This is a genomic window from Streptomyces sp. NPDC002838, assembly GCF_040295365.1.
In the GTDB taxonomy this organism is placed as follows: domain Bacteria; phylum Actinomycetota; class Actinomycetes; order Streptomycetales; family Streptomycetaceae; genus Streptomyces.
The window spans coordinates 1-23011 of sequence record NZ_JBEOVF010000051.1 but is presented as its reverse complement, the minus strand read 5'-3'; the positions used below and the strand labels follow the sequence as shown (position 1 = coordinate 23011).

Annotated in this window: 21 protein-coding genes and 7 pseudogenes; 13 read left to right on the top strand and 15 right to left on the bottom strand. The window is 69.1% G+C overall.

The features are described from left to right. Positions 1–73: 73 nt before the first annotated feature. Positions 74–451 carry a hypothetical protein gene (locus tag ABT063_RS41490; protein ID WP_351066128.1) on the top strand — a complete coding sequence of 126 codons (378 nt, stop codon included), beginning with the start codon at positions 74–76 and terminating at the stop codon, positions 449–451. A gap of 11 nt (positions 452–462) precedes the next feature. Beyond that, positions 463–1650: a GTP-binding protein gene (locus ABT063_RS41485; RefSeq protein WP_351066127.1), complete on the top strand. Its 1188-nt coding sequence runs from the start codon at positions 463–465 to the stop codon at positions 1648–1650. A gap of 7 nt (positions 1651–1657) precedes the next feature. On the opposite strand, the gene ABT063_RS41480 is transcribed toward ABT063_RS41485, so the two are convergent. The 12 genes and pseudogenes from ABT063_RS41480 to ABT063_RS41425 form a co-directional block, all read right to left on the bottom strand. Then, entirely contained in the window at positions 1658–1861 is a 204-nt protein-coding gene (locus ABT063_RS41480) for a hypothetical protein (protein WP_351066169.1), read from the bottom strand. 152 nt (positions 1862–2013) lie between these two features. After that, positions 2014–2274 (bottom strand): annotated as a pseudogene (locus ABT063_RS41475) (class I SAM-dependent methyltransferase); the annotation flags it as partial. A 297-nt stretch (positions 2275–2571) separates the two neighbouring features. Further along, on the bottom strand, positions 2572–2862 hold the full coding sequence (locus tag ABT063_RS41470) for an ArsR/SmtB family transcription factor (RefSeq protein ID WP_351066126.1): 291 nt from the start codon (positions 2860–2862) through the stop codon (positions 2572–2574). A gap of 95 nt (positions 2863–2957) precedes the next feature. After that, entirely contained in the window at positions 2958–3260 is a 303-nt protein-coding gene (locus ABT063_RS41465) for a hypothetical protein (protein WP_351066125.1), read from the bottom strand. Between the two features lie 134 nt (positions 3261–3394). Beyond that, a pseudogene (locus ABT063_RS41460) lies at positions 3395–3631 on the bottom strand (transcriptional regulator); the annotation flags it as partial. Between the two features lie 492 nt (positions 3632–4123). After that, a complete protein-coding gene (locus tag ABT063_RS41455; RefSeq protein WP_351066124.1) occupies positions 4124–4963 on the bottom strand; it encodes a metal ABC transporter permease in 840 nt (279 codons plus the stop codon). After that, positions 4960–5805, bottom strand: a complete 846-nt coding sequence (locus ABT063_RS41450) for a metal ABC transporter permease (protein ID WP_351066123.1) — start codon at positions 5803–5805, stop codon at positions 4960–4962. The genes ABT063_RS41455 and ABT063_RS41450 overlap by 4 nt, the downstream gene beginning before the upstream one ends. Continuing rightward, positions 5805–6599, bottom strand: a complete 795-nt coding sequence (locus tag ABT063_RS41445; protein WP_351066122.1) for a metal ABC transporter ATP-binding protein — start codon at positions 6597–6599, stop codon at positions 5805–5807. Before ABT063_RS41445 ends, ABT063_RS41450 begins: the two co-directional genes overlap by 1 nt. Beyond that, positions 6596–7549, bottom strand: a complete 954-nt coding sequence (locus ABT063_RS41440) for a metal ABC transporter substrate-binding protein (protein WP_351066121.1) — start codon at positions 7547–7549, stop codon at positions 6596–6598. The genes ABT063_RS41445 and ABT063_RS41440 overlap by 4 nt, the downstream gene beginning before the upstream one ends. Positions 7550–7729: 180 nt before the next feature. Beyond that, positions 7730–8135 (bottom strand): annotated as a pseudogene (locus ABT063_RS41435) (four-helix bundle copper-binding protein). Positions 8136–8301: 166 nt separating this feature from the next. Continuing rightward, on the bottom strand, positions 8302–8796 hold the full coding sequence (locus ABT063_RS41430; RefSeq protein ID WP_351066120.1) for a DUF4396 domain-containing protein: 495 nt from the start codon (positions 8794–8796) through the stop codon (positions 8302–8304). A gap of 212 nt (positions 8797–9008) precedes the next feature. Then, complete coding sequence (locus ABT063_RS41425; protein WP_351066165.1) at positions 9009–9968, bottom strand: PA domain-containing protein; 960 nt, start codon at positions 9966–9968, stop codon at positions 9009–9011. Positions 9969–9972: 4 nt separating this feature from the next. Between ABT063_RS41425 and ABT063_RS41420 the strand changes: the two are divergent. The 6 genes and pseudogenes from ABT063_RS41420 to ABT063_RS41395 all read left to right on the top strand — a co-directional run. After that, positions 9973–10284 (top strand): annotated as a pseudogene (locus tag ABT063_RS41420) (DUF305 domain-containing protein); the annotation flags it as partial. 160 nt (positions 10285–10444) lie between these two features. Beyond that, on the top strand, positions 10445–10810 hold the full coding sequence (locus ABT063_RS41415; protein WP_351066119.1) for a hypothetical protein: 366 nt from the start codon (positions 10445–10447) through the stop codon (positions 10808–10810). Positions 10811–11571: 761 nt separating this feature from the next. Further along, on the top strand, positions 11572–12681 hold the full coding sequence (locus tag ABT063_RS41410) for a PLP-dependent cysteine synthase family protein (protein ID WP_351066118.1): 1110 nt from the start codon (positions 11572–11574) through the stop codon (positions 12679–12681). Further along, positions 12678–13976 carry an MDR family MFS transporter gene (locus tag ABT063_RS41405; protein WP_351066117.1) on the top strand — a complete coding sequence of 433 codons (1299 nt, stop codon included), beginning with the start codon at positions 12678–12680 and terminating at the stop codon, positions 13974–13976. Before ABT063_RS41410 ends, ABT063_RS41405 begins: the two co-directional genes overlap by 4 nt. A 450-nt stretch (positions 13977–14426) precedes the next feature. Then, positions 14427–15380 (top strand): universal stress protein, encoded by a 954-nt coding sequence (locus tag ABT063_RS41400; RefSeq protein ID WP_351066116.1) that lies wholly within the window; start codon positions 14427–14429, stop codon positions 15378–15380. Between the two features lie 1066 nt (positions 15381–16446). Beyond that, a complete protein-coding gene (locus tag ABT063_RS41395; RefSeq protein ID WP_351066115.1) occupies positions 16447–17646 on the top strand; it encodes a serine/threonine-protein kinase in 1200 nt (399 codons plus the stop codon). Between the two features lie 111 nt (positions 17647–17757). Here the strand turns inward: ABT063_RS41395 and ABT063_RS41390 are convergent. The 3 genes and pseudogenes from ABT063_RS41390 to ABT063_RS41380 all read right to left on the bottom strand — a co-directional run. Next, a pseudogene (locus ABT063_RS41390) lies at positions 17758–17829 on the bottom strand (TraR/DksA C4-type zinc finger protein); the annotation flags it as partial. 1 nt (position 17830) lies between these two features. After that, positions 17831–17962: pseudogene (locus ABT063_RS41385) on the bottom strand (MarR family transcriptional regulator); the annotation flags it as partial. Between the two features lie 334 nt (positions 17963–18296). Beyond that, the gene (locus tag ABT063_RS41380; RefSeq protein WP_351066114.1) at positions 18297–18716 is read right to left on the bottom strand and encodes a CBS domain-containing protein; all 420 of its coding nucleotides are present in this window, start codon (positions 18714–18716) and stop codon (positions 18297–18299) included. Positions 18717–19175: 459 nt separating this feature from the next. Here ABT063_RS41380 and ABT063_RS41375 point away from each other — a divergent pair, with 459 nt between their 5' ends. The 5 genes and pseudogenes from ABT063_RS41375 to ABT063_RS41355 all read left to right on the top strand — a co-directional run. Further along, positions 19176–19388, top strand: a complete 213-nt coding sequence (locus ABT063_RS41375) for a hypothetical protein (RefSeq protein ID WP_351066113.1) — start codon at positions 19176–19178, stop codon at positions 19386–19388. Positions 19389–19583: 195 nt separating this feature from the next. Continuing rightward, positions 19584–20012 carry a hypothetical protein gene (locus ABT063_RS41370; RefSeq protein WP_351066112.1) on the top strand — a complete coding sequence of 143 codons (429 nt, stop codon included), beginning with the start codon at positions 19584–19586 and terminating at the stop codon, positions 20010–20012. 704 nt (positions 20013–20716) lie between these two features. After that, the gene (locus tag ABT063_RS41365; protein ID WP_351066111.1) at positions 20717–21010 is read left to right on the top strand and encodes a hypothetical protein; all 294 of its coding nucleotides are present in this window, start codon (positions 20717–20719) and stop codon (positions 21008–21010) included. 896 nt (positions 21011–21906) lie between these two features. Next, positions 21907–22788, top strand: coding sequence for a universal stress protein (locus ABT063_RS41360; protein WP_351066110.1), 882 nt, complete (start codon positions 21907–21909; stop codon positions 22786–22788). Positions 22789–22920: 132 nt separating this feature from the next. Further along, positions 22921–23011: pseudogene (locus ABT063_RS41355) on the top strand (2Fe-2S iron-sulfur cluster-binding protein); the annotation flags it as partial.

Below are 23011 nucleotides of genomic sequence, written 5' to 3'. Positions count from 1 at the left end.
GGCCTCGATGCGGGCGCCCGGCTGTGCTATAAAAATGGAAACCATTTTCAATAGGTCGGGGAAGGGTGCGGATATGAGTGACGCGGCACGCGGCCGTAGGAGCCGTCCATTCACCCTCGTCGTCTGCGCGTCGTGTCACGCCGAGACCAACGGGCTGATGGACGGGCTGCGTCGCGCCGTCCGGGGCTGCCCCCACGGGGTCATGGTCTCCACCGGTTGCCTGGAAAAGCTTCTGCGCTGCCGGTCGGACCGCGGACTGCACGCCGCCGTGCAGCCATGTACGGCGGATCGCAGGCCGGCCGGGGCCGTCGTGCGGCTCGGCCCGCTCGTCACCGGGGCCGACGCCGAAGCGGTCGGTGCCTGGCTGAGGGCCGGGATGCCCGACGACGGTACGCTGCCCGACCGGCTCCGCGCGGCGCCCGCCCCGCAGCATGTCGCCCACCTCAACTGAGGGGCGACGGCGTGCAGAAGGGCCTGTTGAGCGTGGTCGCCGGCAACACCCCCGAGATCCGCGGCGTCGGAGTCGAGCAGTTGCTGCGGCTGTCTCCGCGCGCCGTGCTGCTGGCCGTGTCGATCCAGGGTCAGGAGATGGGGTACCAGGTCGTCCAGCGGTTCCTGTCGAGCGCCGACGCGTCCGTGCGGGAGGCAGCCTGGGGTGCGACGGGCGATCCTGTGGTGATTCTCCGTCAGGACTTGATGTCTCTACGGCGCTGTTCGCGCCTGGTGCACGTGGTTCTCGCCCTGCCCGGGGACGTCGATGTCCTACCGTTCCTGGTGGAGTTGTGGCGTGCCCGCGTGGCGAGCGGCTCGCTGGGGGACTACTACGAGCCGGCACCCGTGGTGGTCGGAGTCGAGCCGTCGTCATTCATGGTGGACGTCGGTTGCGTTCATCAGGCGGTACAGCTGTGGAGCGGGTGCGAGCACGGTGAGGCCCTGAGCCCGGCCGAGGCCGCCGTTCGCCAGGTGGAGGCGGCGGACGTACTGCTCGTGCCGGCTCCCGCGGGCAGCGACAGCGAACAGGCGTCTGCCGCAGCCGCGTTGGCCTCCCAACTCAACCCACGTGCCCGCCTCGTAACACCTCCGGACATTGACGGAGCCGGACCCGAGCTGTCGGCCTCGCTCGTCCGGGCCGCGCCTCCTGGCGCCGAGGGCGAGTGGCAGGCGCGACTGGAGCCGGTGACGGTTCCCTCTACACGATACGGCGCCGGCCGAGGAGTGGAGACGGTGCTCTGGCGGGCCCGCCGCCCCCTGCACCCCGGGCGGCTGGCGAACGCGCTCCCCACCGCGATGCGCGGTGTTGTCCGCGGCCGAGGCCACCTGTGGCTGTGCAGCCGTCCCGACTCCGTCGTGACCTGGCGTTCGGCCGGGGCCCACCTGGAGTTGAAGGAGGCAGACCGCTGGCTGGAGCCGACGGACGCGCGCGCCTGGCAGGCCGCTTCCCCGCAGCGGCGCGCCCTCGCCTCCTGGTTCTGGGATGACTACTACGGCGAACGCCGCAACGAGATCACCCTGACCGGAACCAGCCTCGACGGCCCGGCGATCCGCTCCGCACTGGACGCGGCCCTGCTCACCGACGCCGAGCTGTCCCTGGGTCAGGAGGGCTGGACTACGGTCCCGGACCCGCTCCTCGGCAGTGCCGGTACCCAGTGACCGTGCGTCAGGGCAGGCGGACCAGGCTGAGCCGGTACTCCTCGACCTGAGGCAGATGCTGGGCGGCGAGGCCGCTCAGCATCTCCTGGGTGGCGGCCGGAAGTTCGTTGTACATCGGGGCGGGAAGGCTGCTGAGCGTGTGGGAGGCCAGTACCTGTGCCCTGGGCCGCCACTCGGCGAGCCCCGCCGGATCGGCGCACGTCCACTGCATCCGGGCCTCCACCTTGCTGAGCGCGTCGTGCTGGTCCTGGGTGCCGACGATGCCGGGGCCGGCAGTGTCGAGCCGGGGAAGTGACTGGCCAGCAGGTCGATGACGTGGTGGACGTCCGCCTCTGTAAGGAACGGCAGTACGGCTTCCGCGGCGAAGCAGTACGGTCCGCCGGAGTTCGCGGCGACGGTCTCCGCCCATGCCTCGTGCGTGACCGACGCGGCGATCATCGTGCGGCGTGACATGTCGGCGAAGAAGGCGCGGCGCAACTCGATCACGTCGGGCAGATCGAGCTCGAACCAGCGAGCCCGGCCGTTGTCGGTGCGCTCGTAGCGGGTGTTGAGGCCCGTGCCGATCTCCACCACGGTACCGGCGGGATGGGCGGCGAGGAAGTCGGTCACCCAGCGGTCGAACAAGCTGGTGCGCAGGACCGCACCGGTCAGGCTGGAGATCGTCGAAGCGGGCGAAGCCGTAGTCGATCGCCGCGACGATCTCCTCGGCGCGCGGGTCGGTGAGGATCGCGTCCTCCTTGCGGCTCTCCACCGCCCGGCCGTACAGCGGGATCAGAAGGGTTTCCTGGACCGTGCCCAGGTCTGCACCGCGCTCCGTCATGACCCGCCTCCCCGGCTCTCACGAGTGGGACGACCGGGTATATGGAAATGGATTCCATTAACAAGAGATGCCCGGCGCCGTCGTGTCGCGACGCCGCCGGGCTACTCCTGTGCGTGTCGGATGGCATCCAGCACGATGTGGGCGACATGGTCGTCGGTGAGGCAGTACTGGATCTCGCGAGCCTGGCGCCGGGTCGCCACGATCCGGGAGTTGCGCAGCACCCGCAGGTGCTGGGAGACCAGCGGCTGGCTCACGCCGAGCGCTGTGACCAGTTCGTGGACGTACTTTCCGCCCTGGGACAGCTCGCGCACGATGCCGACGCGGACCGGGGACGCCAGTGCCTTCAAGAGGTCACTGGCTGCCTGCAGGTCCCGCAGTGGCTCGTCGGTCACGGCTGTCGGGGAGGGCGGAATCGTTACCATATGCACACATTAGCATGTGGCAATGATTTTCGGCTGACGTTCCGTTTGCCGAGGGCGAACTCGGCTTAGTGATCGTCCCAGTGGCCGTCGTGGGCGGCGTGGCGGTGGCCGTCGTGCACGTAGTCGACGTGGTCCTCGTGCGGTACGGCGACGTGGCCACAGCCCTCGCCGTGCTGGTGAGTGTGGCCTTCGTGGCTGGCGTGGCCGGTGTTCGCGCACTCGTCGACGTGGTCCTCGTGGACGCGGTGGATGTGACCGTCGTGCGCGTAGTCGGTGTGGTCACCGTGCGGGATGGCGACGTGGCCGCAGCCCTCGCCGTGGGTGTGCGTGTGGCTGTCGTGCGTGCGGTGTTCAGTGGCGGTGGTCATCTCGTGCTCCTGGGCGCGCTCTTGGGTCGCCTGTGGCTCGTGCTCCGCAGGCCGTGCATGGCGACATTAACATATGGCGATCCGTGCATGTGTAGTTCGGGGTTCGCCCACCCGTCCCGGGGCCCGGGAAAACAGTCCACCGCTGTCCGCGTGGCCGCGGCGGCCGGTGCGTCACGCAGGCCCGGTTCTCAGGTGCTGCGCGTGATGGAGGGCCTGCCACAGGAGTTCGGCGACGTGGTTGTCGTACAGCGCGTAGATGGGTCCGAGCGCCCCTGTCGCTCGCCGATCACCCGGCCGAGGTTGTGCAACAGCCGCAACTGGTGCGAGCAGGCGGCCGAGGCATGGCAGCGGGCCGCTTCAGAGAGCAGTCCGTGAGGTGACCACGTGGACATCCTCGTCGACCGGGCGAGGAGTACCCGTAGCCGATCCGGATGGAGACTCGGCCGCCCCCGCCGCGCAGGCGGCCGAGTGGGCGGTCACCGCCGGCGGGCGCAAGAGCCCTGGGATCCGGGTGCCGGACGAGCGTCGCGAGGAGTCTGTGACGGTGCGCCTGTTGGTGGAGCTGGACCTTCAGCGGTACCACTTGTCCATAGGTTGTGCCGTTTCTGTGGATACGTTGCTCGACCTCTCCCGGAAGGCCGCTTACTGGCTTTGTGCACTTCCAACAGCAGCGTTTGCCCATCGGTTTGGGAGGCAGCTGAGGGCAGGGGGCGTTTCCGCCACCTGGCTACCCATTGCCGGTGGTGAAGGGAATGCGGACCGCATGGATGGTGCTTGTCGCGGCCCGGCCCCTCTGCCGCGGCGGCCCGGGCCGGGGCACGCAACTACCTGACGGCCCTCGGGGGGTGTCTGATCCGCCGGTCTCAGCCAGTGGGCATGGCGCGGCGCCGCAGAGGCTGCCCGAGCAGGCCGCTGTGGGGGGAGAGGACCAGGGAAATCAGGAAGACGACGGCGACGACGAGGGTGATGGTGCCGCCGGCGGCGAGCTCCCAGTGGGTTGACAGGACGAGGCCCAGGGCGCAGCAGCCGGTGCCGAGGGCGACGGACAGCAGCACAGTCAGACCGATGCGGTCCGTCCACAGCCGGGCGGTGGCGGCGGGGCCGACGATGAGGGCCATGGCGAGCATGACTCCGATGGCGGGCGCGGTGACGATGATGACGGCCTCGATGAGGACCAGCACGAGGAGGTCGAGGGCGGTCACGGGGTATCCGGCGGCGCGCTGGCCGTCGGGGTCGAAGGCGCCGTACACAAGCTCTTTGTGGAGGGCGGCGAGTACCAGCAGGACCAGCGCGCCCACACCGGCCGTCACGGCGAGGTCGTGCCCGGTGACGGTGACGATGGAGCCGGTCATGAAGGCTTCGAGGTCGCGGCTGAAGCCGTTGGAGGCGGACAGCAGGGCGACGCCGAGTGCGAAGCCGGCGGCCAGCACGATGCCGGTCGCGGTGGTGGCGCCCTGGTCGCGGCGGCGGGAGACGGCAAGGACGCACAGGCAGACCAGCACGCCCATGGCGGCGCCACCGAGGTAGATGTCGATGCCGGCCACGGCGGCGAGGACGACGCCGGGGAAGGTGGCGTGGGTCATGGCCATCGTGAAGAAGCCCATGCGGCGCAACACGACATGGACGCCGATCGCGCCGCACACGGCGCCGACCAGTGCGACTTCCAGCAGTGCGCGGTGGGTGTAGGAGTCGAGCCAGCTCATGCCCGTACCGCCGCCTTCCGCGTGGCGAGCAGCAGGGCATACGCGGCCGTCATGAGCAGAACGATCGCAGGCCCGGCGGCCAGTTGTATGCCGTGCCGGACGGACGCCTGGTAGCTGGCTGCCAGTCCGAGCCAGCCGCACAGCGCGCCGAAGGCCGCGCCGATGGCGGCGATGACCGGGACGCGGTGCGAGAGCAGTCGGCCGAAGGCGGCGGGCACGATCATCAGCGCGATTACCAGGACGGTGCCCACCGCGCGGACCGCCGCCACCACCACCAGGGCGATCAGGACGTTCAGCGCGAGGTCCAGCAGCCAGGTCCGGTAGCCCATGGCGCGGGCGCCCTCCGGGTCGAAGGCCCGCAGCGTGAAGTGCCGCCCCAGGAGCGCCAGTACGACAAGGCAGCCCGCGGCGAGCACGGCGCTCTGCACGATTTCGGCGCGGGTGACGGTGAGCACCTGTCCGAAGAGAAAGGCGTTCAGGTCGTGCCGGTAGTCGTGCTGCCGGGAGACCAGGACGACGCCGAGTCCGAAGAACGCGGTGAGGATGACGGTCAGCGCCGAGTCCTCGCTGATACGCGGCGCGCGGGTGAGCAGCGTCAGAAGTACGGCGGTGAACAGCCCGGCGACCAGCGCACCCCAGAAGACCCCGTCCGCCGCCCCGGCGGCGAACCCCACCACGACACCGGGGAAGACGGTGTGCGTGAGCGCGTCGGCGACGTACGCGAGACGGCGTACGAGGACGAAGACGCCGACCGCGCCACCCAGTACCCCCAGGATCAGCAACTCCACTAGGGCGCGGGCCATGTACGGCACCTGGAAGGGATCGGTGAGCGGTGAGCCCATCAGGTGCCCGCCACGATCGTGCCGCCGTCGACTTCGAGCACGTGCGCGCCGTAGCAGCAGCGGAGATTGTCGGCGGTCAGCGTCCGCTCCGGCGGGCCGAACCCGTACTGCTGCCCGTTGAGCAGACAGACCTGCCGGCACAGGGCGTGCGCGACCGACAGGTCATGGGTGGAGACGAGGACCGCGGCACCGCCCGCCAGCAGTTCGCGCAGCGCGCCGAGCAGCGCGTTGCGGCTGACCGCGTCCACGCCGTTGAACGGCTCGTCGAGGAGGAGCACGTCGGCCTGCTGGGCGATGGCCCGGGCCAGCAGGACGCGCTGGCGCTGGCCGCCGGAGAGGGTACCGAAGCGGTCCCGAGCCCGGTCGGCGAGCCCCACCAGGTCCAGGGCGTCGGCGGCGATCGCCCGGTCGCGTTTCCCGGGGCGGCGCAGCCAGCCCACCGCCCGGTAGCGGCCCATTAGCACCACCTGCCCGACGGTGACGGGGAATTCGGGGTCGAGGGTGTCTGCCTGCGGGACATAGGCGGTGCGGCTACGGGCGGCGGCCGGGCGCCGCCCGCGCACGGTGACGGAGCCGGAGGCGACCGTGACCAGGCCGAGCGCGGCCTTGATGAGGGTGGACTTGCCCGCGCCGTTGGGGCCGACGAGTGCGGCGGCCTGGCCCGCGGGCACCGTGCCGTGCACATCGCGCAGCACGGTCGCGGAGCCGTAGGCCAGGGTGGCGTGGTCGAAGACGATGGCCGGAGGCAGAGCATCCTCGGTGCGCGGCTGGGGTACGACGGCGGTGGCGGTCACTTCAGGGCGTCCACGATCGTCTTGGTGTTGAACTCCATGCTCTTGAGGTACGTGTCGCCCGCCGAACCCTTCGGTCCGAGCGAATCGCCGTACAGCGAGCCGTCGCCCGCGACCACCTTCACCCCGGACTGGCGGGCGATCGCCTGGGCGGTCTTGGGAGGCAGCGAGGTCTCGCCGAAGACGGCCTTCACCTTCTGCTTCTTGATCTTGTCCACGAGGCTGTCCAGCTGGCTGCCGGACAGCTCGGCCTGGTCGCTGAAGTCGGGGATGACCGAACCGACATAGGTCAGGTGGTAGCGGTCTATGTAGTAGCCGAAGGCGTCGTGGTTGGTGACGAGCTTGCGGTCGTCGGCGGGCAGGGAGTTGATCTGGCCGGCGATGTCCTTGTCGAGGGCGTCGAGCTTGGACGCGTACGCCGTGTAGTTGTCCTGGTAGTCCGCCTTGTGTGACGGGTCGGCCTTGATCAGGGCCTTCTCGATGGTCTCGCTCATGATTTTGGCGTTGAGCGGGTTGTGCCAGATGTGCGGGTCGTCGGCGGTCTTGCCGGTTTCGTGGTCCTCGCCCTGGTGCAGAGTAATGCCCGTGCTGGTGTCGACGGTCTCGCCGTCGAAGCCGGACGCCTCAACGGTCTTGGGCAGCCACTCGTCCTCCAGGCCCACGCCGTTCTTCACCAGCAGCGCGGCCTCGCCGATCGCATCGAGTGCCGCCGGGGTCGGCTCGTACTCGTGGGGTGAAGCGTTGGGCTTGACCAGCTGGGTGACGGTGACCCGGTCTCCGCCGATGTTGCGGACGAAGTCGGCGACCTGAGTGGTGGTGGCCACGACCTTGACCGTGCCGCTGCCCTTGGCGTCGCCGCTGTCGGCGTCGGCGCTGGTGCCGCAGGCGGTGAGTGAAGCGGCGGTGACTGCCGCGAGGGCGGCGGCCGTGCTGAGGTGCTGGGGGTGGCGCACGAAGGTTCTCCATCTCATGGGCATGGAAATCATTTTCATTTAGACTCTCGCATGCCCATGGCGTCGGTCAACATGGAGTCAGGGGCGCCCTCGTCGGCACCGGCCTCGATGTGGGTGCTACGGCGCGGGAGGGTGCGTCGATGCAACGCCGGCGAGGTCGGCGAACCGGGCGGTGTTCCGTCAGCGGAGGGCCTGGAGGAGTTCACTGCACGCCTGTTCGCAGGTGCGGCAGGCTTCGGCGCAGATGCGGCAGTGGTCCATGTCGGAGTGGCAGCCGCATTCGTCGGCGCACGCTGTGCAGGCCGTCGCGCACGCGGTGAGGATCGCGCGTGTGACGTTGGCGTCGTAGCCGGTGTGGCGGGACAGGGCAGCCACGGTGGCGTTGCAGACGTCGGCGCAGTCCATGTCGGTGCGGATGCACTTGGCGAGTTCGCCGACCATGCCTTCGGACAGGCAGGCATCCGCGCAGGCCGTACATGCCTGGGCGCAGGCGATGCATTCCTGGATATCGGCGGGTGAGCTTGTCGCGGTCGATGTCGCCGAGGTCGGCCGGGTAGGTGGCGAGCATGTCCTTGACTGTGGTCATAGCCGGTTGCCTCCCTTCACTGCCGGAGGCCGGCGGGCCCGGGCGGCCACGCCTCCTCCAGCCCTCGACCCATTGGCGACCAGCCACGATGGTGTGCGGCAAACGCGCATGGGGTGCCCATGGTCTTGGGGCGCCCCATGCGCGTATGGGCCGGTCCGGCTGGTGGTCAGTGGTAGGCGTGGACGACTGCGTGGCCCTTGCCGCGGCCGATCATCCACTTGTTCACGGGTGTGGTGACCAGGAAGGCAACCCCGAACCCGCCCAGCAGGGCGGACCAGAAGAGTCCGTCGGAAAGGTGGGCGTCCATCGCGCCGGGGGTGAGGGCGATGATGGCGTTGTCGACGAACTCCATCACAGCGATGGACACGGTATCGGCGGCGAGCGCGACCTTGATCGCGGACTTGAGGTCCAGGCCGGCCCGGCGCACCGCGAACAGCGTGAAGGAGTAGCCGAAGAGGAACGCCAGCGTGATCGCCAGGACCATGGTGGGCACGTTGCCCCACAGCAGGGCGGTGCCGATAACCATGCCGAGGATCTCGCCGATGGCGCAGCCGGTCAGGCAGTGCAGTGTCGCCTTCGCTGCCGTTCCCCAGGAGGCCCCCGCGTGCCCGCCGTGGCCCTCGTGGGTGGCGTGGTCGTGTGCGGTACCGGTGTGGTCCATGACCTCTTCCCCAATCTCATCCGGTGTGGCCCGTTCCCGAGCCCCACATCGAAAACCATATACCCCCTGGGGGTATTTCACCGCGAGGGTGCCTTGTTCTGTGGACGGCCGGTGGAACACGCTGAGTGAGCGGTCGGCTGCGCGCAGGCGGGGCCGGGTGCGTCTGTGGTGCGAGCGGGGCCCGACCTGGACCCCGTCACGCTCAGATCACGTCAGCGACCGACGTACTCGAAGATGTAGAGCCCGTAGTCGCGGTCGGACGCCGCTACGTACTCCCTGCCGAAGGAGTTGAAGGTCTCGACCCCCCAGAAGTTGTTGCCGCCCTCGTCGATGAAGCGGCCGACCTCCACGAGCTTGTCCTTCTTGATCTTCGCGACCCTGAACCCGCCCGCGTAGTAAGAGAAGTAGGCGAGGTCGGGGCGGACACCGGAGGCCGCCACCTCGTGGATGGACAGGTCGCCCGAGCCAGACGCGTGGGCCGGGTCGTGTGCTTCGGAGATCGCGTAGGTGTCGAGCTCCGTCATCTTCCCGCCCTTGTTGCGGTAGAGATGTGCGTAGCCCCAGCCGTCGAAGTATGACGAGAAGGTGAGGCGGTCACCCTTGGTGCCGATCTCCACCGGCAGAGTCGCGGGTCCTGTCCCGGTGAGGCAGTCCTCATTGCTGTACGGCTGGTCGAAGGCTGCGAAGCCCTGGCTGCGCGGTGCGACGCCGAACGTCGGCACGGTGCCCTCGACGGTCATGCCGCTCTGCGCGTCGCAGGCGTCGGTCCCGGGGCGGTTGAAGACGAGTACGGCGTCGTAGCCGCCCGCCGCCTCGACGCCTGCGACCTTCTCGGTGAAGGTGCACACGCCGCGCTCGACGACGGCGATGTCCACGGCGGCCGGGTCTCCCGCAGGGACGGCGGGGCTGTCGTTGCAGGCCAGGCCGGTGTAGACCGAATCGCCGGTGATGGTCTTGCCCGCCTCCAGGGGGATGCCCTGTCCCGCGGTGACGGCGGTGTTGTCGTCGAGGTTGCGGGCTGACAGTGCGTACGGCCCGAAGTCCTCGTCGGCGCCGATCACATAGCGGTTGTCGAGGGTGAACTCCGCCTGGTGGCCGTTGCCTTCGGGCGCCACGGTGAGTCCGCTCTCCGCGGCCTCCGGATCGGGATCGGTGAAGTCGGTGTCACCGATGTAGGTCAAGGACCTCGCCACCAAGATCAAGGGGGCGCAGGACCCGGAGATCAAGACGATGTCGGGCTGGCTCACCTCGTGGGGTGAGGAAGTCCCCGAGGACATGTCCGGCATGGGTCACGAGGGCCACGACGTGTCGCCCTCCATGCCCGGCATGATGAGCAGCGAGGACATGGACAAGCTGGAGAAGGGTTCCGGCGCCGAGTTCGCCAAGATGTTCCTCAAGATGATGATCGAGCACCACGAGGGCGCCATCGAGATGGCCAAGACCGAGAAAGCCGACGGCAAGTACGGTCCCGCCGTGAAGCTCGCGGAACACAGTGTTCCCGTTGTTCGAAGTGCAGGTGCCTTCTGGATCAGGTTAGGATCACGGCGTGATTACGGCCTGGTCTCCCTCTGGCGTGCAGCGGAGCCGCTCATCAGCGGCTCTGTGGCGTGTACTGGGGCTGGGCCTGTTCCTCTTCGGCCTGCTGTATATGCATGCGGTCAGCCCTGATGCGACGGTGAGTCACGTCACTTCCGGGAAAGCCGTCCCGGTGTCGGACGTTCCGATCGAGTCAGCTGCTGAGCCCGAGAAAGTTGCAAGTGCCACGCAGGCTCTGTCGGCGAGCGACTCTTCGGAAGACCATCACCATGGCCACGGGGAGCACCTCACCTCAGGGGAATGCGCACTGGGGCAGCCTTCGCAGGGCCCTGGTGTGGGGATGCCCAGCCTCTGGCCGCTGAGTTCGGCCACGGACGACAGCATGGCCGTCCCCGTGCACGCCCGTCCCTCCGCGGCACGGGACTTCGTGGTGCCGACAGCGCATCATGTGGCGGAAACCGCGGTTCTTCGTATCTAGGTCAGCGCCCTCACGAACCGGTCGATACTTCCCGGGGATGCACCGACTCGGCCCGAAGCCACAGTCGTGCCCACTCTCCGGTCGGTCGGTTCATCGGCGTCTGACCTCCTGCGCATGGCCCCCACAGTGCGGCGCGGTGGTCGACGGCTCTCCATCACCCCCCACTGATCGCTGCCCCGTGCCGTGAGTCTTCCGGCGGGGGCGGCTGCCGCGCGGAGGATCTGTGCCGCCTTGCCCTGCCGCATCTCCTGTTCCTGCCCGACGGTCGGGTTCGTTTCGAAAGAACGGACTCGTCCGCACCACGCTCTGCTTCTTGTTGTTCCTGGTGCTGGCGTGCGTCGGCGATCAGCACCATGCCTCGGAGCGGTCGTACGGTCGCTCAGCCGCCTCCGCGAGCGACGTCCCGCTATCGGCGGCGAGCTTCGAGGAGGACATCCTCGAAGCCACTGAACCCCCGGACCACTGCCATGGGTCCGGTCCTGAAACTGCCACGGCCGCCCCGTCGGCTGCTCGCGTTCTGCCGCTCGCCCTCATAACCGGGTCGCCGGCGGACACGACGGACAACCTCACGTCCGCTCCCTCCAGGGCGTCGCGAAGACTGCCGTCGAGCGGCGGCCGGTCCGCTCTCATCGCCATCTGCCGGTGGCGTACATAGACGCCGCCCCGGCGGTCGGCCCCGTCGACCGCCGCGCACCGCGCCATTCCGACGGTGCGCGAGATGAGCATCCGCACGCGTCCACACCGAATGAGAGCGAACAGAGATGCACTCTCTGACCACGAGTGATTCCATCCCCGCCGGCTCCACCCTCCAAGGGCTGGTCGGCAACACACCTGTACTGCAGGTCTCCCAGCCCTTCACACCGGCCGACCGAGGCTTCTGGGCGAAGCTGGAGGGCTTCAACCCCGGCGGCATCAAGGACCGCCCCGGACTGCACATGGTCGAACGGGCCCGGAGCCGGGGGGACTTGCGGCCGGGACGTCCGATCATCGAGTCGACCAGCGGCACCCTCGGCCTCGGTCTCGCCCTGGCCGGGATGGTCTATGGACATCCCGTCACCCTCGTCACCGACCCGGGCCTGGAACCGTCCATGACCCGGCTGCTCACCGCCTACGGCGCCACCGTCGACATGGTCTCCGAGCCGCATCCCACCGGTGGCTGGCAGCAGGCCCGCCGCGATCGCGTCGCCGAACTGCTGGCACAGCAGCCTGGAGCCTGGTGCCCCGACCAGTACAACAACCCCGACAATGTCACCGCCTACACCTCGCTCGCCCTCGAACTCGCCTCGCAGATGGGGCACATCGACGTACTGGTCTGCAGTGTCGGCACCGGCGGGCACTCCGCGGGCATCTCGCGCGTCCTGCGCCAGCTGTACCCCGGGATGCGGCTGGTAGGCGTGGACACCGTCGGCTCGACCATCTTCGGCCAGCCCGCCCGGCCCCGCCTCATGCGCGGCCTCGGCTCCAGCATCTACCCGCGCAACGTCGCGTACGAGAACTTCAGCGAGGTGCACTGGGTGGCGCCCGCCGAATCCGTCTGGGCCTGCCGGAAGTTGGCCGCATCGCACTACGCCACGGGCGGCTGGAGCGTCGGGGCGGTCGCGCTCGTGGCCGGCTGGCTCGCCCGTACGGCACCGCCGAGCACCCGCATCGCGGCGATCTTCCCCGACGGACCCCAGCGATATCTGGAGACCATCTACGACGACCAATACTGCGCCGAGCACGGGCTGTTGGAGGCGCCCCCGGCCCCCGAACCGGAGGTCATCGGACGCCCCGACGAAAAGGAGGTCATCCGCTGGACGCGCTGCGCGACGGTCGACGACCCGCTCTCCCTGCCGGCTGAGACGGCCGGTGCCGAAGGCGGGGCGCTGTGAAGGCGACACTCACGCAGGTCCGCTCCTACGACCGAAGCGTCCAGCTGCTCCTGGTGAACCAGTTCACCATCAACCTCGGCTTCTACATGCTGATGCCGTACCTGGCCGCCCACCTGTCCGGAACCCTCGGGCTGGCCGGCTGGCTGGTCGGGCTCGTCCTGGGCGTACGGAACTTCAGCCAGCAGGGCATGTTCCTCATCGGCGGCACCCTCGCCGACCGGCTCGGCTACAAGCCCCTGATCGTCGCCGGATGCGTGCTGCGCACCGTCGGCTTCGCCACGCTCGGCCTGGTCGATTCGGTCCCGGCGCTGCTCGCAGCCTCGGCGGCGACCGGCTTCGCGGGGGCGTTGTTCAACCCGGCCGTCCGCGCCTACCTCGCGGCCGACGCGGGGGAGCGCCGGGTCGAGGCGTTCGCGTTGTTCAACGTCTTCTACCAGGCGGGCATTCTGCTCGGCCCGCTGGTGGGGATGCTGCTGACCGGCGTCGACTTCCGGATCACCTGCCTCGTCTCGGCGGCGATCTTCGCCCTGCTGAGCGTCGTGCAGATCCGAGCGCTGCCGGCTCGCCGGGCGGACGACGCGGCGCGCACGAAGGCCGGCGGCCGGGAGCGTGTGTTGTCCCAGTGGGGCGGGATCCTGCGCAACCGCGCCTTCCTGCTCTTCTCGACGGCCATGATCGGCTCGTACGTCCTGTCCTTCCAGGTCTACCTGGCGCTGCCACTGGAGGTACGACGCCTCGGAGGCGAGGGGGAGTTCGGGACGGCTGCCGTGGCACTCCTCTTCGCCGCGTCCGGTCTCGCCACCATCTTCGGCCAGACCCGGGTGACGGCGTGGTGCAAGGAGCGGTTGGAGCCCGGACAGGCCCTGGCCTGGGGGCTGTTGACCATGGGGCTGGCGTTCGTGCCGCTCCTCGCGGCGACGGCTCTACCCGTGCCCGACGAAGGGATCGGACGCCGGCTGCTCGCCGCCGTCCCGCCGACGCTGGCCGCGCTGCTGCTGGCCCTGGGCACGATGATCGCGTACCCCTTCGAGATGGACACGATCGTCCGGCTCTCCGGTGACCGGCTCGTCGCCACCCATTACGGGCTCTACAACACCATCTGCGGTGTCGGCATCACACTGGGCAACCTGCTCACCGGAGCGGCCCTCGACGCCGCGCGCGGGGCCGGCATGTCCGCGCTGCCGTGGCTGGCGCTGCTCGTCCTCGGCCTGGCCTGTGCCGGGTCCCTGTACGGGCTGCACCGGGCCGGTCGGCTGACACTCAACGCTGCTGAACCCGAGCCTGTCGTGGCCTGACGGAACAACCCTTGAGGGGCGAGCCGCCTGACCTCGGCTCGCCCCTCCCTGCAGACCTTGCGGCGATCACCGCCACTGCCGACAGGACATCTCCCCCGGGGGGATTTGCCCGTGGACAGGGTTGCTGAGCGCCTACGACCAGCCGCCCGAGCTCGATCAGCAGCGGCAGGTCCGAAGACACTGCCCCATCCGTGAGGGGCCGGATCAGACCTCGATCACGGTCGTCCGTCCGTCGCACAGCGCGGCCAGGTCCTCACGATCCGGGATGAGGATCGTGACGGGGCCGGGGCCGGGGGCGGCGACTGGCACTGAGCACGGCGTCGCCGGCGTGGGCGTGGAGACGGATCTACGCCGCGTGCCCTGGCGACACCCGCGTACGCACCGGGCGGAAACTCCCGGCTGTCGTCCGCCGGACGGTGTACGAGCCGCGCCGGCCCAAGTGGAGGGAGAATGAGAGGGCATCCCGGCGCGCTGAAGGCGGTGGGAACCATGGTGCTGCCCTTGGTCGTGGGTGTCGACGGCTCGGAGCCCAGCCTCCATGCCGTCGACTGGGCCGTGGACGAGGCGGTCCGCCACGGTCTGCCGCTGCGGATCGTCCATGCCTCGCTGTGGGAGCGGTACGAGGGTGCGGCCCTTGCGGACACCCCCGGGGCCGTCTCGGATGTGGTGACCGAGCACGACATCGCCGAGAGTGTCGTGGCGCGAGCGGCCCAGCGTGCCCGGCAGCGCGCGCCGACGCTGGAGATCGGCACTGGAGTGGTGCCGGAGGATCCCGTGTCGGCGCTGTTGCGCGAGGCGCGCCTCGCCACTGCCGTCGTGACCGGGGTACGAGGCAGGGGACCGATCAAGGAACTCCTGCTCGGCTCGGTCAGTCTCTCCCTCGCGGCCCGGTCTCCCCGTCCGGTCGTCGTCGTACGCGGCCGACCGGAGAACAGACAAGCCGCCAACGGCCGCATCGTCGTAGGCGTCGGCGGTGCCACAGCCCCGGCAGCGGTCCGGTATGCCCTCCGGGAGGGCGCGGTGCGCGGGTACGAGGTCGAAGCCGTACGGGCCTGGCGCCGCCCAGCGCACAGGACTGCGCCGCACCCGCTGCTGACCGGGGAGCCCGCCCATGCCGAGGAGGACCACGCCGCGGCTCTGCTTGACGAGGCATTGGACGGCGTCGCCAAGGAGTACCCCGGCGTGATCGTGCACCGCGCGCTCGTCGAGGGCTCCGCACGCCATGCGCTGGTGACCCGGTCGTCGGCGGCCGACCTTCTGGTCATGGGGGCCCGTCGGCGTCGCGGCCACCTCGGTCCGCAGCTCGGCCTGGTGGGACACACGGTGTTGCACCACTCCGAGTGTCCGGTGGCGGTGGTTCCACAGCAGGAGTGCCATCGGCTGACTGCGGCCCTCAGCGAGTGAGCCTGAGCCACTCCTCCTGTGCCGAAGACGGCGCTCGGCATCCAGGCCGGCCGACAGGGGGCGGACAGCTGACATCGGAGAGAGCCGATGTGCGGGAGCGCCGTGACGCTCGCGCTGTGAGTTCGGCGAGCGCGACCATTGAGCTGTTGCTTCCCGACAGCTCGCCGGCGTCAGACGGAGGCCACAGCCTGGAAACCAGGGGCGCCGCACCGATGACGGGCCGATGGGCCGCCCTCGTGCCCGCAGATAGCCTGGGGCACAAGGCGCTCCTCAACGGCGACGGGCCTGGCGGGTGCGCTGCCGGCGCGGCTCCGGCCGCCGTCACTGGCGCTGCACCGGTCCGCGCTGCGTCCACGCAGGGAGGAGTTCAGCCCCACCGGTTATCCACAGGGCTCAGCGGAATCTGTGGATAACCGGCTCGCCCGGCTGTGCAACGCCACTTACCTTTGTCCGCCATGACGACGCACACCGCAGCTGTCGTGGGCCTCATCCTGCTGCCAGTCCTGATCGCTGCACTCGTGGCGTGCTTGAGTTCGGATTCCGACTGTCGGCGGGACGCCTATCGAGTGCTGTCGCGGATATGCGGTGCCGCAGAGAAGATCCTTCGATGCCGAGCGTAGGACGACCGCAACCGGGTCCCGCCATCTACCGACGTCGCTGGCGCCGGCGTGCCCGGCGACAGGCCCGGCCTTGATCAGCTCGCGCAGGTGACTCTGGCACGACCGGAGCCTTCAAAGGCCCTGCCACGCCCCGGCTGTGATGCGCCCGGCCATCGGTCAGCGAGCGACTTCGTGATCCTCGGGTCTGTCGCAGGTGTCACGCCGGTACCACCCCCGTGCGCTGTATTAGGTGGGTCTGCTGTGGTCAGGCCCCGTGATGCTTGCTCCCTCCTGGGGCGCGGGCACTCGCATCACAGGCGCAGACAGGTGTGTCCCCCGGTCGCCTGCCTGCCCCGCGGGGAGCGACGGGACTACGCCCCACCGCCCGGGGAGCCCGGTGACCTGGGCGCGCCGCAACCTAAATGATCACCAAGTATGAGAATTCAGGTCTGTGGGATGTGCGGTTGATGTTGCGATTCGGGGTGGGTGAACAGGTGCTGCTGGGGGGCCGCTATCAGTTGGACGAGCTGCTGGGCCGCGGCGCGATGGGCGAGGTGTGGCGAGCCGCCGACCAGGTCCTCGGCCGCCCCGTCGCGGTCAAGCTCCTGAAGACGGAAAAGGCCACGGACACCGAGCGGTTCCGCCTGGAGGCGCAGACCGCGGCCCGCCTCAACCGCCCCCACGTGGTGGGCGTGTACGACTTCGGCTCCCACCACGGCCGGCTCTACCTGGTCATGGAACTCGTCGACGGCTGGAGCCTGGCCCAGGAGCGGTCGATGCGCGGCACCCTGGCCCCGCAGGAGGCGGCCGCCCTCGCGGCGCAGGTGGCGGCGGGCCTGTCCGCAGCACACCACCGAGGGGGGATCCGCCGGGACATCAAGCCCGCCGGCATCATGCTCACCGCCGACCGCACCGCGAAGATCACCGACTTCGGGATCGCCCGCTTCGCCGACGACGCATCAAGCACCCTGACCGTCACCGGCAAGATCCTCGGCACCGCCGACTACGTCGCCCCCGAGCGGGCCCTGGGGCGGGCGGCGCAGCCGGCCTCGGACGTCTACTCGCTCGGCTGCGTGCTGTACGAACTGCTCACCGGTCGGCCCCCGTTTCGTGGCGCCACCTCGCTCGCCGTGGTGCAACAGCACGTCGACGCCGCCCCGCCGCCGCCCGCCCGGCTGCGCCCCGAGATACCGCAGCCGCTCTCCGAGTACGTACTGCACCTGCTGGCCAAGGACCCCGAGCACCGGCCCGCCGCCGAGGAGGCAGCCACCTGGCTCCGCACACAGCAGCAGGCGGGGCCCCGTCCGGAGCCGCAGGGCATTGTCCCCCTGCCCTCCCCGGTCACCCCTGCGCCCGGGCCGCCGCGTCCGGCGGGGGCGCCCGTCACGCACTCCCGCCCGCGCGCCCACCGCAGGCTCGCACCGAAAGCAGCACTGGGCGCCGCTGCCGTGGTCCTGTTCGCTGCTTCCGCCGCCATCGGAGCATCACTGAACGCAGGCGACGACAGCCCTTTCGCCCGCGCAGCCGACTTCACCCACGCCGACGACCGTCAGATCCGTACCCGTGAGCGAGACCCCTGCCGCTACGCCCCCGTCTGTCCAGCCGTCCAACTCGGCGCCTCCAGTAGAAGACGACGAAGACGGCGAGGATCGCGACGGCAAGGGTAAGCATGACAGGGGAAGGGAAAGGGATCCGACGACTGAACCGGTGCTGGGCCGCCGAACCGCCCTCTGACCAGGACGAGCCACTTCGGCGGGGGAGTGGCCTGATGGTTCGTGGCAGGGGACACAGAACCGCGTGTAGGGCAGGATTTCCAGGCGCTCGACCGGGATGGGTGTCGAGCAGCCCTGCCTGCAGCAGGTCGGCGAGCGCCACCAGCTTGGTGGCGCCCACCGGGGACAGGACCAACCGCATGCGGAGCTGCGGTAGTGTCCTCCGTTCCTCGACCGCTGCCAATGAGCGGGCGGAGTCCGCGACGAGCAGCCACTACGCGCCGTTCGGCGGCTCATTCCACTGCGCGACGCTCGATATCCGGCGTCGCGGCACGCTCGAATCGTATTTCAATTGAACGGTCCACCGAGTGGCGTTTCTATCCGGGAGCGGCAGGGACCGGATCGGGCAGTTGGAGGCCGAGGCCGAGGCCGAGGCCGTGCTGCGCGAGCTGTCCATGTGCACCACATCAAGCTCCGCAACATGGCCGAGCCGGTGGCCGCAGGCCGAACCGATGCTGCCCGCCCCAGCGTCTCCAGCCGGGCCGTAAGTGTGGGCGGTGGGGGTTACCACAGGTGGCGCCCCGGCCTTTGACGGCGGACCGTGCTCAGGCCGTGGCATACACCCGCTCTGCGAATTCGGCGATCTGCTGGTCGTTGAGATGCCGGGCGATGTCGGCTTCGCTGATCATGCCGACCAGCTTTTTGTTCTCGATCACCGGGAGCCGCTTGATCTGGTGCCGCTCCATCGTGTCGAGCACCTCCTTGACGTCGGCGTCGACGTCGATCCACTGCGGGGTGCCCTGGCACAGCTCCGTGCACTGAGTCTCGGCGGGGTTGTGTCCGGCGGCGACGCATTTCACCACGATGTCGCGATCGGTGATGATGCCGCACATCCGGCCGTCGTCCTCACAGACAGGCAGCGCGCCGACCTCCAGTCGTTTCATCATCTCGGCGGCGCGAGTAAGGGTTTCCGTTTTGTTGATGCACTCAGCGCCTCGGTGCATGATCTGCCCGGCAACCGGCATGAGCCCTCCTAGTGGGATGGGTCTGGCGTCCCCCCTTTGTGGTTCGTAGTGCGCTTCTACGCTATTCCCGCGCACTCCGCGGCCCCGTGTGGTGATACGCCGCTTGGGTGACGTCCTCTTTGCCGTGGTGCGGAGGGGAGCGATTCGTGCCTGTCGGCAGTGCCATCGAGGCGACTGCGACTGGACGACCCGCGGCCGACCGACGGGCTCCGCCCTGCCCACCAGACACGAGCCGCCAACCGGATCACGGTGGGGCCGTAACTCCCGGCTCACGTCGGAGGAGCAATGCGACATTGGGCTTCCGCCTCAGAGCAGGCCGCCGTACAAGCTGGCTGTCCACGGCACGGATCCAGCAACGATGGACTTATCGTGTGGGGAGAGGCTGGTCGTCGTCATCCGCATGTCCTGCGGAGAGCATCACTCCGCCGCACAGGTGTCCTTGCCGCCCTTGGGGGCGAAATGAAGATCGAACTGATCCCGCCGGCTGACAACGTGCTGTCCGACGTACCGGACGACATGCACGAGGAGATCATCACGCTCATCAGCGCTGTGGCCCGCACCCCGGAGGCCCAGGTCACGGGCCTGGGCGCGGCGTTCGGTGAATGGTGCTGGCTTGTGTATACCACTCATGGTGATGTGATCGAAGTGCTGGACGTCGGCTGCGCCCGGTGAGTCAGCGGCGCGTTCACAGTCCGTCAGCGTGCCTTATGCGCACGTGAACATGCTCACCCATCACACGTCTCGTCTGGACGGAAATCCCATTCATTGAATGAGGTGCCAGCACGTCGGATAAGGGCCGACTCGCAGGGTGAGACCGTCTGCCTCCTGGACGCAAACGACGTGAGGATAGAAGGGAGGGCGCGATCAATGGCACGGATGGTTGCCAAGGGTGATGAACTCGTCGTACGGCTGGCGTGGTGGGAGAAAGCGGCCGCGCGCCACGGCGATGTGCGCGTGCCGCTCGCATCGGTGTGCCGGGTGACCGTCGAACCCGACTGGTGGCGTGCCCTGCGGGGAGTCGCCCAGAAAGGCGTCTGGATTCCGGGGACGCTGTGCATCGGCACGCGGGGCCACCACGGCGGAAAGGACATCGTGGCGGTGCGGCCCGGCAGGCCCGTGGTGTGCGTCGCCCTGTGGCCCACCGCTCCCTTCAGCCTTCTCGCGGTCTCCGTACGGGACGACGCCGCAGCCACGGCACGACGGCTTCGCCGTCTCGCACCGAGGATCGACTCCTCCACCCGCGCTCGGCAGGCGCTCCCTGTCCCAAGGGAAACAGCCCCTCCGGAGGAGCCCTGACCGCAAGGCGCGGTGTGCTGTCCGCTGCCGTCCAACCCTCGGCCGTCCCGCACCCGATCCGACAGCCGGACGAGTAGAGCCGGGCCGAACCGGTGACGACCCACCGGACCGTTTGCGTTTCGCTGTGCTGTCGGCCGCATTTAGGCAGGTCGCACGCGGTTCTCCAGCGGGAAACTGTGCTGGCCTTCATGCTGGCGCCAAGGTTCGGAATCTCGCCCTGAGTGTGGCCATCGAACGCCTCACGAAGTGGCTTTGACCTGCGGAAACGCACCAATAAAGGAGGGTGGCCGCGTTGTTCGGGATGCTACACGACCGGAAAAGAGCAACGGCCAAAAGACCGTGTGCGTTTTGGCAGGTACGCAAAAACTCCAGACCTGTATTTCTGCAGGTCAGGAGCTTTTCCCGGAGTGCCCCGGCAGGATTCGAACCTGCGCACACGGCTCCGGAGAGAAGCGGATGCGCCGCCACCTTGTGCGCCGGGCCGCGCCCACGGCGTCAGCACGGCGAGCGCGGACACCACGCGCAAGTCCTGCCGGGGGGCTCGTCCGCGCGGTTACCCTCGTCGCTCCTGCCCTCCTGAGGGTGCGGGCAACCGGGGTCACGATGCCATCGGGGCAATTGATGCAGCCGGGCGACCCGCGTTCGGCGGGCAGCGTCGATCCGATGCGGGGGCGTGGTGCTCCTGGAGTGGAAGGATCGGTGCCATGGGCACCGAGAAGTGCTGGGTGTACCGGGTCGACGAGCCGTACGGCTCGCAGGGCTGGCGCCCCCACGGCGGCCATCCCGAGCGGTGGCGGGGGACCGTCGTCACCGACAGCCCCGAAGAGTCCGCCGAGTACGTCGCCGCCCTCGTCGTCACCGACCTGGTGACCGAGTGGGAGGCGGGCGGCACCGGGCAGAGGCACGTGCGTGTGATCGTCTGGGAGGACGAGGAAGGTGACGGTGCCGAGGATGCGGCCTTCACCGTGGAGATCCGTCCCGGCATCGACGCAGGGTGACCGTTCCGGCCGTGGGGGTCCGGCTTGGCGCTCTTCGGTTCCGCGGAGCGTGGGCGCGGCAAAGCCTTCGCACCGAGGTCAGGCTCGCGCGAAGGCTCCGAGGGCAAAACAGTCCCCGGTAGTGCTGCGCGTGTCCTGAAGCCTCAGTCGTCACTGTTGCCTCGGTGTCGCGCCGGCTTGCCGGGGGCCTGAACCACATCCTGTCCAAGTCACTCCGCCGACTAGACGTCCTCACCGACTTTGTGGCTCTTTCGGTGTTGTGGTCTAGTCATAACGAAGCACGCGATATGTCATGAGTCAATACAATTTAGGTAAATTCTTTAGTATTCGGTGAGTGAGGGTGCAGGCTTCTCGGGTACCGGCGAGGGCTCGGAGACCGAGGTCCACGAGTGCACGAACCAGACCGCGGCGAAGAAGGGATGGTCTCGAAGTCGCGGCGAAGGAGTCAGGAGATGGATGCCCGATCAAGCGGGTGCGTCCCCGGCAGCTTGTTCCTCGCTCGCCCGGCGGGCGGGGCATGCGAGCTAGGCATTGCGCTCGTATCGGCAGGTCAGCACCTGCGGGAGCATGGGCCGACCTTCTGTGGGGAGGAGCCCAGCTGAGCGGGGCACTCGGTCTGTCGATCCTGCGCATCGCAGCACTGATGGCGCGCAGGCACACTCCGTTGGTCGCGGTCGTCGAACGCGACGGCAACCGGCCCCGCCTGGCCGGTGCGGTGATGGCCGCCCGTCTGATGGAGCGATTCATCCAAAGATCGTGAACGGTCGGCACACAGACGGCGAGTCAGCCTTCTGGCCGCAACTGTGCTGTCCCAACGTTCCGGCGACACTGCGAGGGCGTGGTGGCGCGGGAGAATGAAGGCATCATCCTGGCGCGTGCCGAAGGGGGTGGGATCGATGACGCTGCCCCTGGTCGTAGGCGTCGATGGGTCAGAGGCCGGCCTCTGGGCGGCCGAGTGGGCCACGGACGAGGCGGCCCTGCACGGCCTGCCGCTGCGCATCGTGCACGCCTGCCTGTGGGAACACTACGAAGGACCCGTCTTGGCGCAGTCCACGGAAGTTCCCGCGGAGCACGCGCTCGCACTGGACATCGTCGGCCGCGCTGCCGAACGGGCTCGGCAGCGCAACCCGGACGTGAAGATCACGGTTGACATCGTTCCCGACGACGCCGAGGCGGCGCTCTTGCGGGAAGCGTGCCTCGCCGCCGCCGTCGTGACCGGGTGCAGGGGCAGAGGACCGATCACGGGCGCATTGATGGGCTCGGTCAGCCGCTCCCTGGCGACGCATGCCTCCAGCCCGGTGGTCGTTGTACGTGGCACCGCGCACAACCGGGAAGGGGTTAATGGCCGCATCGTGGTCGGCGTGGGGGATGCCGCAACCAGCACCGCGGCGATAACGTTCGCGTTCCGCGAGGCCGAAGAACGGCACTGCGCGCTGGATGCCGTACGCGCCTGGCGTCGCCCCGCGCACAAACCCCTTGCGCATCCGCTGCTCGCCGGGCATCCCGCCCACCACCACGAGGATCAGGCATCGGCCCTGCTCGACGACGTCCTGCGCACCCCGGAGCGCGAACATCCTGATGTACCGGTGCATCGCGTCACCGCCGAGGGCCCCGCCCACCACCTCTTCCTCGCGCTGTCGGCCACGGCCGACCTGCTCGTCCTCGGCGCCCCTCGACGCCACGGGCTCGCACTACCCCTCGGCCGCGTGGCGCACGCCGCGCTCCAGCACGCCGATTGCCCAGTTGCAGTGGTGCCGCAACGCGAAGCCGCATCCTGAAGCAGTCCAGCCCACGGCCGACAAGCGCACACGCCGTCAACACAGCACACCGTGGAGGTGTGGTCGACCTCGTGGTGAACTGGTCGGGCAAGTTCCTGTTCGTAGACAGTGGTCTCCCCCGTGGGCGCCCCGGCCACGCCCCTGCTGGTCGTGGGCGAGGCGGCGGGTGTCGTCATGCCGAGCGGCTGCCGCATGGGCATCTGCCACAGCTGCGTCAGCCCGC